Source organism: Pseudarthrobacter lactosi (assembly GCF_055412785.1).
This window is the reverse complement of the sequence record NZ_JBVAYS010000001.1, coordinates 34,826-48,027: the sequence shown is the minus strand read 5'-3', so window position 1 is coordinate 48,027 and position 13,202 is coordinate 34,826. Positions and strand designations below refer to the sequence as shown.

Annotated in this window: 10 protein-coding genes; 5 read left to right on the top strand and 5 right to left on the bottom strand. The window is 65.5% G+C overall.

Going from position 1 to position 13,202, the window contains the following annotated elements; all coding sequences use genetic code 11:
• Positions 1-11 precede the first annotated feature (11 nt).
• Positions 12-1,403, bottom strand: a complete 1,392-nt coding sequence (locus ACZY0Q_RS00225; RefSeq protein ID WP_463913266.1) for a class II 3-deoxy-7-phosphoheptulonate synthase — start codon at positions 1,401-1,403, stop codon at positions 12-14.
• Positions 1,404-1,474: 71 nt separating this feature from the next.
• Positions 1,475-2,254 (bottom strand): lysophospholipid acyltransferase family protein, encoded by a 780-nt coding sequence (locus ACZY0Q_RS00220; protein ID WP_463913264.1) that lies wholly within the window; start codon positions 2,252-2,254, stop codon positions 1,475-1,477.
• 111 nt (positions 2,255-2,365) lie between these two features.
• On the opposite strand from ACZY0Q_RS00220, the gene ACZY0Q_RS00215 reads away from it, so the two are divergent.
• The 3 genes from ACZY0Q_RS00215 to ACZY0Q_RS00205 are packed head-to-tail and all read left to right on the top strand — an operon-like array spanning position 2,366 to position 4,624.
• A complete protein-coding gene (locus tag ACZY0Q_RS00215) occupies positions 2,366-3,187 on the top strand; it encodes an alpha/beta hydrolase (RefSeq protein WP_463913262.1) in 822 nt (273 codons plus the stop codon).
• Positions 3,184-3,978: an alpha/beta hydrolase gene (locus tag ACZY0Q_RS00210; RefSeq protein WP_463913260.1), complete on the top strand. Its 795-nt coding sequence runs from the start codon at positions 3,184-3,186 to the stop codon at positions 3,976-3,978. Before ACZY0Q_RS00215 ends, ACZY0Q_RS00210 begins: the two co-directional genes overlap by 4 nt.
• Complete coding sequence (locus ACZY0Q_RS00205; RefSeq protein ID WP_463913258.1) at positions 3,971-4,624, top strand: hypothetical protein; 654 nt, start codon at positions 3,971-3,973, stop codon at positions 4,622-4,624. The genes ACZY0Q_RS00210 and ACZY0Q_RS00205 overlap by 8 nt, the downstream gene beginning before the upstream one ends.
• Before the next feature lie 10 nt (positions 4,625-4,634).
• On the opposite strand, the gene ACZY0Q_RS00200 is transcribed toward ACZY0Q_RS00205, so the two are convergent.
• On the bottom strand, positions 4,635-5,723 hold the full coding sequence (locus tag ACZY0Q_RS00200) for an ROK family glucokinase (RefSeq protein ID WP_463913256.1): 1,089 nt from the start codon (positions 5,721-5,723) through the stop codon (positions 4,635-4,637).
• A gap of 178 nt (positions 5,724-5,901) precedes the next feature.
• On the opposite strand from ACZY0Q_RS00200, the gene ACZY0Q_RS00195 reads away from it, so the two are divergent.
• On the top strand, positions 5,902-7,710 hold the full coding sequence (locus ACZY0Q_RS00195) for an AMP-dependent synthetase/ligase (RefSeq protein ID WP_463913255.1): 1,809 nt from the start codon (positions 5,902-5,904) through the stop codon (positions 7,708-7,710).
• A gap of 105 nt (positions 7,711-7,815) precedes the next feature.
• On the opposite strand, the gene ACZY0Q_RS00190 is transcribed toward ACZY0Q_RS00195, so the two are convergent.
• Positions 7,816-11,211 (bottom strand): pyruvate carboxylase, encoded by a 3,396-nt coding sequence (locus ACZY0Q_RS00190; protein ID WP_463913253.1) that lies wholly within the window; start codon positions 11,209-11,211, stop codon positions 7,816-7,818.
• 301 nt (positions 11,212-11,512) lie between these two features.
• Here ACZY0Q_RS00190 and ACZY0Q_RS00185 point away from each other — a divergent pair, with 301 nt between their 5' ends.
• Entirely contained in the window at positions 11,513-12,334 is an 822-nt protein-coding gene (locus ACZY0Q_RS00185; protein ID WP_463913252.1) for a ParA family protein, read from the top strand.
• A gap of 106 nt (positions 12,335-12,440) precedes the next feature.
• On the opposite strand, the gene ACZY0Q_RS00180 is transcribed toward ACZY0Q_RS00185, so the two are convergent.
• Positions 12,441-13,037 carry a MerR family transcriptional regulator gene (locus ACZY0Q_RS00180; protein ID WP_463913250.1) on the bottom strand — a complete coding sequence of 199 codons (597 nt, stop codon included), beginning with the start codon at positions 13,035-13,037 and terminating at the stop codon, positions 12,441-12,443.
• Positions 13,038-13,202 lie beyond the last annotated feature (165 nt).

Below are 13,202 nucleotides of genomic sequence, written 5' to 3'. Positions count from 1 at the left end.
GCGTCGGGCGGTCAGTTCTTGGCCAGTGCTCCAGCCACCAGGAAGGCCATTTCCAGGGACTGCATGTGGTTCAGGCGCGGATCGCAGACCGACTCGTACTTGTCGAGGAACGATTCCTGATCCACCGGATCGGCACCGCCCAGGCACTCTGCGACGTCGTCACCGGTCATCTCCACATGGAGGCCACCGGGAACCGTGCCCAGGGCCTGGTGCACTTCGAAGAACCCGCGCACTTCGTCAATGACGTCGTCGAAGTTGCGCGTCTTGTAACCGTTGGGCGACGTGACTGTGTTGCCGTGCATCGGATCGGTGACCCAGAGAACCTTGGCCCCGGAGGCAGTGACCTTCTCAACAATGGCGGGAAGCTTCTCGCGGATGTTGCCCGCCCCCATGCGCGTGATGAACGTCAGCCGGCCCGGCTCACGCTCAGGGTCCAGCTTGTCGATGAGGCGGAGGGCGTCATCGCCGGTTGTCGACGGGCCCAGCTTCACGCCAATGGGGTTCCGGACGCGTGAGAGGAAGTCAACGTGCGCGTGGTCAAGTTCGCGGGTACGCTCACCGATCCACATGAAATGCGCCGAGGTGTCATACGGGAAACCGGTCCGCGAATCGATGCGGGTGAGTGCGCGCTCGTAGTCCAGCAGCAGCGCCTCGTGGCTGGCGAAGAATTCCACCCGCTTGAGGGCTTCGAAATCAGCGCCGCAGGACGCCATGAACTTGATGGCACGGTCGATGTCACGGGCGAGGGATTCGTAGCGGGCGTGCGCCGGGTTTTCGGTGAAACCCTTGTTCCACTGGTGCACGGAGCGCAGGTCCGCGAAGCCACCCTGGGTAAAGGCCCTGATGAGGTTCAGGGTGGAGGCGGACGTGTGGTAGGCCTTGAGCATCCGGGCGGCGTCATGGCCTCGGGACTCGGGAGTGAACTCGTAGCCGTTGACGATGTCGCCGCGGTACGCCGGGAGGGTCACTCCGTCGCGGGTCTCGTCGTTGGAAGAGCGGGGCTTGGCGAACTGGCCGGCCATCCGGCCCATCTTGATGACCGGCATCGCTGCACCGTAGGTGAGCACCACTGCCATCTGGAGGATGGTCTTGACCCGGGCGCTGATCTTATCCGCCGTTGCGGCTTCAAAGGTCTCAGCACAGTCGCCACCTTGCAGCAGGAAGGCTTTGCCCTCCGCGGCAGCTGCCAGCCGTTCACGGAGAACGTCCACTTCGCCGGCGAAAACCAGCGGCGGGAGAACGGAAAGTTCCCCGACAGATGCGTCGAAAACGTCCTTGTCCTGCCAGCTGGGCTGCTGGGAAACGGGAAGGTCACGCCAGTCATCAAGGCCAGGATAATTGGCTGCTCCGCTCTGGGCGGTGCTGGACAGCGAAAAGGCAGGTTTTGCAGATAGCTCAGTCACTATCTAAGACTAATGTGCGCGGCTGGCTTCAGGACACCTGACCGTCACGCGTAGCGAGAGCGCCGTCACAGTCAGCCGGTTGCCGGGTCCTTACCCTCGTTCTCAGTGCCCTCAGCACCACCGTCGGATTCGACGGGTTTCGCCGAGGTACCGCCAGCCCCGGTTGCCGATGTTCCTGCCAGGCGGAGCTTGACCACCGCGGCATACTCGTCCACGTACTCCTGGCCGGAGAGACGCATCAGCTCGAACATGATCTCGTCGGTGACCTTGCGCTGGACCAGCCGATCCTCCGCCTGGTCTGCATACTGGCTGAAATCCAGCGGGGCACCGAAAATCATGCCGATCCGCCGGATATTCGGCATCCGCTTGCCGATGGGCTGAACCTTGTCCGTGCCGATCATTGCTACGGGAATCACAGGCACCCCGGCCTCCAGGGCGAGCCTGGCGACGCCCACCTTGCCCCGGTAGAGGCGTGCGTCAGGGCTGCGGGTCCCTTCAGGGTAGATGCCCAGCAGGCCTCCGCCGGTCAGGACATCCATGCCGGCATTGAGCGACACGGCCGATGCCGCGCCGCCGGACCTGTCCATGGGCAGTTGGTTGGTGAGCCTGAAGAACAAGGCCGTCAGCCTGCCTTTGAGGCCGGTTCCGGTGAAGTACTCGGACTTGGCGAGGAAAACCACAGGCCTGCGGACCATCAGGGGCATAAAGATGGAGTCGGAGAAAGACAGGTGGTTCGAGGCGATAATCGCTGCCCCCTGCGCCGGAACGTTGTCCAGGCCTTTGACCCAGGGACGGAAAAGGAGCCGTAGTACCGGCCCCAGGAAGATCCTCTTCATGACCCAATAGAACACGTGATGAACCTCTCCGGAAGCCGGCCGGCCGGCCCTTCGCCGGGCCGGGCCGGCACTTCAATGCAACCCTACTCTAGTGAGATTTGTCCCGAACAATGACACGATGGTGTCATGACAGAAAGCAGCATAGCGCCCCGGCCTGCCGCTTTCAGCTACCCCGGCCACGGACCCAATGCCACCACCGGGATCGCCATCTGTCATGGCTTCACCGGCAGCCCCTTAAGCGTCCTGCCCTGGGCAGAGCACCTCGCCGCGCAGGGATTCGCAGTGTCGGTGCCGCTCCTGCCCGGCCACGGTACGGATTGGCGGCAGCTCGCCCGCTCGAACTGGCGCGACTGGTACGGGACATTCGAAGCGGCGTACCTGGAGCTGAGCGACCGGACGGAACAGTGTTTTGTGGCCGGCCTCTCGATGGGCGGCGCCATCGCGCTGCTGACGGCCGCCAGGCATCCCGTTGCTGGTGTCTCTTTGGTGAATCCGGGCCTCAGCTTCTACGACCGCCGCGTGCGGGTCATCGGAGTGCTCAAATATTTCCAGCGCACCACTTTGCCCATCCAGGAGGAACAGCCGACGGCGGGTGTCACCAATGACGGCGACTATTCGCGGACTCCGTTGGCAGCCGTGCATGAGCTCAAGAAGCTTTTCGGCACAGCCACCCGCGGACTGCACCAGGTCGACGCCCCGGTGCAGGTCTTCAAGTCCCAGTCGGACGTTGTAGTGCCGGCCACCTCGCTCCTGACGCTGCGGCAGCGTTTAGGCCCACGGCTGGTGGAAGTAGTGGACCTGCACAACAGTGGACATGTGGCCACCCTGGATGTTGATGCGCCCCAGATTTTTGCCCGTTCCAGCGCCTTCTTCCTTGCCCATACACCCAGCACTGCCCCGTCAGCCCGAACCGCGGCCACACCTCACACCACCTCGGAGACTTCATGACCGGCATACCGGACCACAGCCCTTTCAGCAGCACCGTCAACGGTGACGGAGCCCGGATCGGGGTGGTCCTCTCACACGGATTCACAGGCAGCCCGCACGGGCTGCGCGCGTGGGCCCAGTCGCTCGCCGACGCCGGCTTCGCCGTACGCATGCCGCTGCTGCCAGGGCACGGCACCAGCTGGCAGGACCTTGGGCGCACGCGCTGGCCGCAGTGGCATGGCGCGCTGGACGACGCTTACCTGGACCTGGACTCTCACTGCGACCATGTCTTTGTCGCCGGGCTGAGCATGGGAGGTGCGCTGGCGCTCAGAATTGCGGCCACCCGGCCCGTGGCGGGCGTGATCGTGGTGAACCCTGGCCTCGTCATCGATGATCCCCGAGCACCCCTGGCAGGCATCCTGAAACTGGTCCTGAAGAGCACCCCGGCCATTGCCAACGACATCCTCAAACCCGGGATGGACGAGGGAGCTTACCCGCGAACGCCCGTAGCTGCGGCCCATGAGCTGAACAAGATGTTCAAGGACACCATCCGGCTGCTCCCCCGCATCACGGCGCCTGTGCGGGTCTTCCGATCCACCGTGGACCACGTGGTCTCGGACACGAGTGTGGCAGCGCTGCGCCGCGGCCTGACCAACGCTCCGCTGACACTGACCACGCTGGATAACAGCTACCACGTGGCAACGCTTGACAACGACGCGGAGGAGATCTTCTGGGGATCCGCCGACTTCATCCGGGCGGTGGTTGCCGGCACGGCAACAGCCCAGGTCCAGGAGGGTACCGCCCATGAATAGGCCCGACTCCGGTTCACCGGACCAGAGCGCAAACCAGGATGACGCCGTGTGGCTGGACCTGGTGGCCCGGCTGGAAGAAAAGCCCGGAGCCCCTACCGGCGCAGACGCGGCAGGTGCCACCTCCACCGGCCCGAATGCCCTGGGCCCCGATGCCACGGATGGCGACGCTAAAACTACTGATCCAGGGGACGCGGACGCCGTGGCAGTGCCTGGCAGGTCGGCGACGTTCCGTGACTTTGATCCGCTCGGGCTGGCGGGCACAGCCCCCACCGAACTGTCCGCGGCCGAACGGCAGGCGGCAACGTCCGACGCCAGTGACGGTGCGAAGGCCGCCGACGGTACCGCTGGTTACGGCCAGGGCGGCACCGAGGCCTTCGGCCCGCGAGACTATGCCGTGGAGGACGACGCCGGGGACTTTGTGCCGGAAGAACCGCCGAGCCTTGCCGGGACGGATCCCCTGACCGTGCTTGCCTGGCTCGGCGCTATTGGTGCGCCCCTTGCCTTGCTCCTGGCCGTTATGTTCTGGCGGTCCGCGCCACTGCTGGCGATAGTGGGCATGGTGGCAGTGTTCATCCTCGCTGTTGTCTACCTGATCATGAAGCTGCCCCAGGAAAAAGACGACAACGACGACGGCGCCCGCGTCTGAGGATCGCACGTCACCGCATGCGGCTGCTGACGCGGGATAGATCGGCCGCTCCGATGAGCCCCGCGTTTGGTCCGAGCGCTGCCAGCTCGATGCCGGCCGCCGGACGGAAGCCCCGGCCGGTGAGGTTCCGGGCGAAGGCCTTGCGGGCCGGCTCCACCAGCAGGTCCCCTGCCGAGCAGAGTCCCCCGCCGATCACAAACAGTCCCGGATCCAATGCTGCCGCCAGGTTCGCCAGTCCCAACCCCAGCCACTCGCCCACTTCGTCCAGGAGTTCGCGGCAGGCCGCGTCGCCGGCGAGTGCCAGTTCAGTGACAATCGCCCCGGTGATCTGCTCCGCATCACCGCCGACGGTGGCCAGCAATTCCTGGGCAACCGGCGAATTGGCGCGCGCCAGGATCCTCGCTTCCCTTCCGAGGGCGTTGCCCGACGCATACTGCTCCCAGCAGCCCCGGTTCCCGCACTCGCAACGCTGCCCGCCGGGCATGATGATCTGGTGGCCGAATTCGCCGGCCACACCAAACCGGCCGCGCTCCACCCGCCCGTCCATCACCATGGCGCCGCCGATACCGGTACCGAGGGTGATGCACACCAGCCGGTCCTCCCCTTGCCCCGCACCAAAGCGCCACTCCGCCCAGGCCGCGGCGTCGGCGTCGTTCGTCAGCAGCACAGGCCGGCGCAGCAGGCGCTGCAGGTTTGCCCGCAACGGCTCGTTGCGCCAGGCGAGGTGCGGACTGAAAAGCACGGTTCCGCCGTCCAGGTCCATCCAACCGGCCGCACCGATGCCCACTGACCAGACCCTGTGGCCGGCGCCCAGTTCGTCCACGAGTTCGACGATAACCTGCTCGACAGCGCGCGGGTCGCTGCCGGGGGTGGACCGCCGGGCCTCGCTGAGAATCCTTCCGTCAGCGTCCACCACGCCGGCGGCGACCTTGGTGCCGCCGATATCGATGCCGATCGCCAGCCCCTTGCGCCCGAGCCGGAGGTGCTCGCGGAACGTTTCCACCTGCCTGGGCCGGGCCTTCAATCCCAGCGGCCGCCGCCGCCAGGGGGCTGGACGTCGGGGCGGAGCGGCCGGCTCGCCGGGAGGCGTTACATACATAGTGCTTCATTCTAGGGCGCCCCGGGCGGGCAGCACCCTAAGCCGGGCCCATGGCCTTCACACTCCTCTTTGACTCCTATGTTACTGGCCAGTAGGTTTGATTCTGCACGGCCACGTCACAGGCGTATTAGTCTTTAGGCATACCCTGTGCGGGTCTATGGATATCAAAGGAGCTATAGTGCGCGAATTCAGTGTTCCGCCCCTGGTTGTTGTCCCACCGGAAACCAACATCACCGATCTTGTGCTTCGGCAGGCAGCCAAGCCCAGCAACCCGGCACTCTTCTCGCGGCTGGACTCCGCAGGCGCCTGGCGGGATGTCTCCGCCACAGACTTCCTTGCGGACGTCCAAGCCCTTGCAAAGGGCCTGATGGCCAGCGGCGTGGGAGCCGGCGACCGGGTGGGCATCATGTCCCGCACACGCTACGAGTGGGCGCTCATCGACTTCGCCATCTGGTTCGCCGGTGCCGTCTCGGTGCCCATCTACGAGACCTCATCGCCGTCGCAGGTTGCCTGGAACCTCGGTGACTCCGGGGCGGTCGCCGCATTCGGCGAGGCCGCCCACCATGAGGACATCATCCGGCAGGCCGCCACCTCCGAAGGCCTCACCGCCCTCCAGCACGTCTGGCAGCTCGAAGGCGGCGGCCTGGACGCCGTCCGTGAGGCCGGCCGGGACGTCAGCGACGCCGACCTTGAGGCTCGCCGCAGTGCCGCCAACCTTGACGACGTCGCCACCATTATCTACACCTCAGGAACCACGGGCCGGCCCAAGGGCTGCGAACTCACGCATGGCAACTTCGTTGAGCTCTCCGACAACGCCCTTGCCATCATCGGCGAGATTGTGCATGAGCACGCCAAGACCATCATGTTCCTGCCGCTGGCGCACGTGTTCGCTCGCTTCATCTCCGTCCTGGCCATGGCCGCCGGAACCACCGTGGCCCACACCCCGGACATCAAGAACCTGCTGGCTGACCTGCAGAGCTACGAGCCCACGTTCATCCTGGCCGTCCCGCGCGTCTTCGAAAAGGTGTACAACTCGGCCCTGACGAAGGCAGAGGACGGCGGCAAGGGGGCGATCTTCCACAAGGCCACCGAGACCGCCATCGCGTTCTCCAAAGCCCGGCAGGCAGGGCACGTCGGCCTGGGCCTTAAGCTCCGCCATGCACTGTTCGACAAGCTGGTCTATGGCAAGCTACGTGCCGCCATGGGCGGGCACGTTGCCCACGCTGTCTCCGGCGGCGGGCCGCTGGGAGAGCGCCTGGGCCACTTCTTCCAGGGCATCGGCCTGCAGGTGCTCGAGGGCTACGGCCTTACCGAGACCACGGCACCGATCACTGTGAACACCCCGTCCCGGATCAAGATCGGCTCAGTGGGCAAGCCGCTGCCGGGCAACTCGGTGAAAATCGCCGAAGACGGCGAGATCCTCGCCAAGGGCGTGTGCGTGATGCGCGGCTACTACAAACGCGATGACCTGATGGCGGATACGTTTGCCGAGGGCTGGTTCCGCACGGGTGATATCGGCCGCCTGGACGACGACGGCTTCGTCTGGATCACCGGCCGCAAGAAAGAAATCATTGTCACAGCGGGCGGCAAAAACGTGGTTCCGGCACTGCTTGAGGACCAGATCCGGGCGGACGCGCTGGTCTCCCAGGTCCTGGTGGTCGGCGACAACCGGCCGTTCATCGGCGCCCTGGTGACCCTGGACCAGGAGGCCTTGCCGGGCTGGCTTCACCGGCACGGGCTGCCGGCCGCCACCACACTCGATGAGGCGGTCGAGAACCCGGTGGTCAAGGCCGCCGTGCAGGACCTCATCACGCAGGCAAACGCCTCGGTGTCACAGGCGGAGGCCATCAAGTCGTTCCGGATCGTCGCTTCGGACTTCACGGAAGCCTCCGGCCACCTCACGCCGTCCATGAAGGTGAAGCGCGGCCAGGTGATGAAGGACTTCGAGACAGTCATCGAGGAAATGTACGGCGCGCGGCGCGGCTGAGGCCAACCGCAAAACCGCCAAGCAAACAACAACGCGGGGTCACTTCCCGCCCGATAAACAGTGTTTATTGGGCGCGGAGTGACCCCGCGTTGCGTTTGAGTGGTGTTACTCCACAACGAGCAGGAGGTCCCCGCCCTGGACCTGCTCCACGGCTGAGATAGCGAGCCGCGAGACTTTGCCTGCCACCGGGGTCGTAATGGAGGCTTCCATCTTCATCGCTTCGATGGTGGCCACCGTGTCACCGGCACTGACCGTGTCGCCGGCCTTGACGGTCACGGTGACGGCACCGGCGAACGGCGCGGCAACGTGGCCGGGCTGGGCCGGGTCTGCCTTCTCTGCGGCCTTGACGTTGCTCACCACGGAGCGGTCACGGACCACAACGGGGCGGGACTGGCCGTTGAGCGTGCACATCACCGTGCGCATGCCCTTCTCGTCGGGCTCGGAAACGGCTTCCAGCGAGGCGATCAGCCGGACACCCTTCTCCAACTGGATCTCGTGCTCGGCGCCGCGCTGAAGGCCGTAAAGGTAATCGCGGGTGTCGAGGACGGAAATGTTGCCGTAGGTCTCCACACTCTTGAGGTAATCCTTGGTGGGGCCCTCGAAGAGCAGGCGGTTCAGCGTGCTCTGGCGGGTCTTGGAATCACCCTGGAGCGCGGCGCTGTCCTCGGGGCTGAGGTCAACATCGCGGACCTTGATGCTGCGGCCCTGGAGCGCCTTCGTGCGGAAGGGTTCCGGCCATCCTCCGGGCGGGTCCCCGAGTTCGCCGGAGAGGAAGCCGATGACGGAGTCGGGGATATCGTAGTTCTGCGGGTTTTCGTTGAAGTCCGCCGGATCTGCGTTAAGGCCCACGAGATGCAGGGCGAGGTCGCCCACCACCTTGGACGACGGTGTGACCTTCACCAGGCGGCCGAGGATCCGGTCCGCGGCGGTGTACATGTCCTCGATCGCTTCGAAGCGCTCCCCCAGACCCAGAGCCATGGCCTGCTGGCGCAGGTTGGAGAGCTGGCCGCCCGGGATTTCATGCTGGTAGACACGGCCGGTGGGGCCCGGAAGACCTGACTCGAACGGCGCGTAGACGCGGCGCACGGCTTCCCAGTACGGCTCAAGGGAACTGACTGCCTCAAGGCTCAAGCCGGTATCCCGCGGGGTATGCGCCAGCGCCGCCACAAGGGCGGAGGCGGAGGGCTGGCTGGTGGTACCGGCCAGCGAGGCGGAGGCAACGTCAACAGCATCCACGCCGGCGTCAACTGCCGCCAGCAGGGTGGCCAGCTGACCGCCGGCCGTGTCATGGGTGTGGAGGTGGACCGGGAGGTCGAAGCGTTCGCGCAGTGCAGCCACCAGTTTGGCGGCCGCTGCCGGGCGGAGCAGACCCGCCATGTCTTTGATGGCAAGGATGTGCGCGCCGGCGTCCACGATCCGCTGGGCCAGTTCCAGGTAGTAGTCCAGCGTGTACAGCTTCTCGTCCGGGTTCAGCATGTCGCCTGTGTAGCACAGGGCCACTTCAGCCACTGCTGTGCCGGTGGCCCGGACAGCGCGGATGGCGGGCGCCATCTGGTTCACGTCGTTCAGGGCATCGAAGATGCGGAAAATGTCGATGCCGGTGGCGGCGGCCTCGTTGACAAAAGCCACGGTCACCTCCTCCGGGTAGGGCGTGTAGCCCACCGTGTTCCGGCCGCGCAGCAGCATCTGCAGGCAAACGTTGGGCAGCGCCTTCCGCAGGGCGGCCAGCCGGTCCCAGGGGTCCTCACCGAGGAAGCGCAGTGCTACGTCATAGGTTGCGCCGCCCCAGGCCTCAACGGACAGGAGTTCCGGCAGGAGGGCTGTGACTGCTGGACCGGCGGCCACGAGGTCGCGTGTCCGCACCCGAGTGGCCAGCAGGGACTGGTGGGCATCGCGGAAGGTGGTGTCAGTGACGGCCACGGCGGTCTGCTCACGCAGGGCCTTGGCGAATCCTTCGGGGCCAAGCTCCAGCAGGCGCTGGCGCGATCCCGGTGCGGCCTGCCCATCGCCAACGGCGGGGAGTTTGGCGGCCGGATCCGAGTGCACTTTCAGCTCACCGTTGGGCTTGTTGACAGTGACTTCGGCCAGCCAGGTCAGGAGCTTGGTGCCGCGGTCGGCGGAGACCCGGGCCTTCAGCAGCTGGGGACGCTCGTCGATGAAGTTCGTGGCAACGTTGCCGGCAATGAAGTCGGCGTCATCGAGGACGGCCTGAAGGAAGGAAATATTGGTCGACACACCTCGGATGCGGAACTCCGCGAGGGCCCGGCGGGCGCGGGCCACGGCGGCAGGGTAGTCGCGGCCGCGGCAACTCAGCTTTACGAGCATTGAGTCAAAGTGGGGACTGATTTCGGCACCCGAGTAGACGGTGCCGCCGTCGAGCCTTACACCGGCACCGCCGGCGGAGCGGTAGCCGGTGATCTTCCCGACGTCGGGCCGGAACCCGTTCGCCGGGTCCTCGGTGGTGATGCGGCACTGCAGCGCCGCACCCTTGAGCTGGACCGTCTCCTGGGAGAGGCCGAGGTCCGCGAGGGTCTCGCCGGAGGCGATCCGAAGCTGTGCCTGGACCAGGTCAACGTCCGTGACTTCCTCAGTAACGGTGTGCTCCACCTGGATACGGGGATTCATTTCAATGAAGACGTGCTGTCCGGCGCGTTCGCCGACGGTATCCACCAGGAACTCCACGGTTCCGGCGTTGACGTAGTTCAGGGCCTTGGCGAACTTCACCGCGTCACGGTAAAGGGCCTGGCGGATGCCTTCGTCCAGGTTGGGTGCCGGGGCAATCTCGATGACTTTCTGGTGCCGGCGCTGGATGGAGCAGTCACGCTCGAAGAGGTGGATGACGTTACCCTCGGCGTCGGCCAGAATCTGGACCTCTATGTGGCGCGGGCGGAGCACTGCCTGCTCGAGGAACATGGTGGGGTCACCGAACGCGGCATCAGCTTCGCGCATGGCGGCCTGCAGGGCCTCAGGAAGGCCTTCCCTGGTGTCGACGCGCCGCATGCCGCGTCCGCCGCCACCGGCGACGGCCTTGGCGAAGATGGGGAAGCCGATCTCGTCGGCCGCGGCGATCAGCTCATCCATGTCCTTCGAGGGTTCACTCGATTTCAGGACCGGCACACCGGCCTCACGGGCGGCCTTCAGAGCTGCCACCTTGTTGCCGGCCAGCTCAAGCACCTCAGCCGGCGGGCCAACAAAGGTGATGCCCGCCTCCTGTGCTGCGCGGGCGAGGTCCGGGTTTTCCGACAGGAAGCCGTAGCCGGGGTAGATGGCGTCGGCGCCGGACTCCTTGGCGACGCGAACCACTTCGGCAACATCGAGGTAGGCCCGGACGGGATGCCCCACGTCGCCGATCAGGTATGCCTCATCGGCCTTCTGGCGGTGGATGGAATTTCGGTCCTCATTGGGGAAGACAGCAACGGTCTTGGCGCCGAGCTCGTAGCTGGCACGGAAGGCCCGGATCGCGATTTCGCCGCGGTTGGCCACCAGAATCTTGGAAAACATAATTCTCCTGCATCATTGCGGGTGTATCGGTAAGTGGTCACAGTGTCTAAGACCCGCGCTTAGAAATACAAATCACTGTGGCCAGAGTCACAGAAACCTCCGTCATGTCCCGCGTGCATCCACGGAGGCTGGCAGAACCAGCCCGCCATACCATCCCCGTGCCATGCCGCGTCCCCATAAGGCGGGATTCACCGGCGCAGCCACATATGATGAGTAAGGCGGCTCGAGCCGCCAGCTTCGGCAGTGCCGGAGCAAACATTACCCCGAACACGGCAGCCGGCGTTAGGTTTTGGTCTCACAAGTGCAAGTAGTCAGCATCAGCAGCCTCAAGGGCGGAGTCGGCAAGACTTCCGTCACCACAGGATTGGCGTCTGCGGCGCTTGCCGCGGGCATCCCCACACTGGTGGTGGACCTCGATCCGCATGCGGACGCGACCACTGCCCTGGGCGTCCAGTCCGGCGACCAGCTGGACATCGGCAGGATGCTCAAGAGCCCCCGCCGTGCCAAACTGGCGGACAATGTCGCAGGCAGCTCCTGGACGGCACGGGCGCACACCAACGGGTCCGGACCGGCCGTACTGGACGTCGCTGTGGGTTCGGCCTACACGGGCATCTACGACCGCCCCGACCTGGGCCGCCGCGACCTCCGCAGGCTTTCCGCAGTCCTGGCCGGCGCCGACCGCTACGAACTGGTCCTCATAGACTGCCCGCCATCGCTGAACGGGCTGACCCGGATGGCCTGGTCCGCAAGTGACAAGGTGGCACTGGTGGCCGAGCCCGGACTTTTCTCGGTGGCGGGAACCGAGCGGACCATGCGCGCCATCCAGCTGTTCAAGCAGGAATTTGCGCCGAACCTATCTCCCGCCGGCATTGTGGCCAACCGCGTGCGCACAGGCTCCTCCGAACACACCTACCGGCTCGCGGAAATGGAATCGATGTTCGGTGACCTCCTGTTGAGCCCGCGCATCCCCGAACAGGCGAACTGGCAGCAGATCCAGGGCGCGGCCCACCCGGTGCACCACTGGCCCGGCGAATCCGCGAAGTCATCCGCTGCGCTGTTCGACGCCCTCCTTGCCAACCTCCTGGCGACCGGAAGCGGCCTGCGGAACCGAACCCAGCGGTAACACCTGGCTGCAGTGCCCCTCTGCAGCCACAGGTTTTGCGGACAACGAGAAGAGGCCACCCCGCCGGGGTGGCCTCTTCTCGTTGTTTTTGTGTCAGCCTGTGGTGTCAGCCGATCTTGCGGGCAGCGCGCCGCTTGCTCAGTTCGTCGTCGGGAAAGGACTGTTCGACGGCGTGTTCGCTCGGCAGGGAAGCCAGGCTGCCTTCGACTTCGCGCCAGACCTTGCCCACCGCGATGCCGAATACACCTTGGCCGCCCTGGACAAGATCGATAACCTCGTCAGCGGATGTGCATTCGTAGACGCTCGCGCCGTCGCTCATGAGGGTGATCTGCGCCAGGTCCTCCACTCCGCGTTCGCGGAGGTGTTCCACTGCGGTGCGGATCTGCTGAAGGGAAACTCCGGTGTCCAGGAGCCGTTTGACTACTTTGAGGACGAGAATGTCCCGGAAACCGTAGAGCCGCTGTGAGCCTGAGCCGGCGGCGCCGCGGACTGCGGGCTCAACCAACCCGGTCCGTGCCCAGTAGTCCAGCTGGCGGTACGTGATTCCGGCCGCCTTGCAGGCCGTCGGGCCGCGGTATCCAGCGTCCTCATCAAGTACGGGAAGGTCTTCGGTAAACAGGAGGCCCTGGGCACCGCTCGCGGGCACAGCTACACCAGCCGTTGTGGGCTGCTTCAGCCCGCCTGCTTCGCCTTTGGGACTCACCTGGATCCTCCTTCGTATAAGCTCCCGGGGATCACTGCATCAGCCGGTGCACGCATGAAGTCCATGCATGTAATTTCGCGGGGGTCGTACTTTTACAGTGTGACTTGCGCGGCTGCCGGAAGCAATGGGAGCTTGGTACCTTCGACGTTAGGCCCGCCGCGCCCC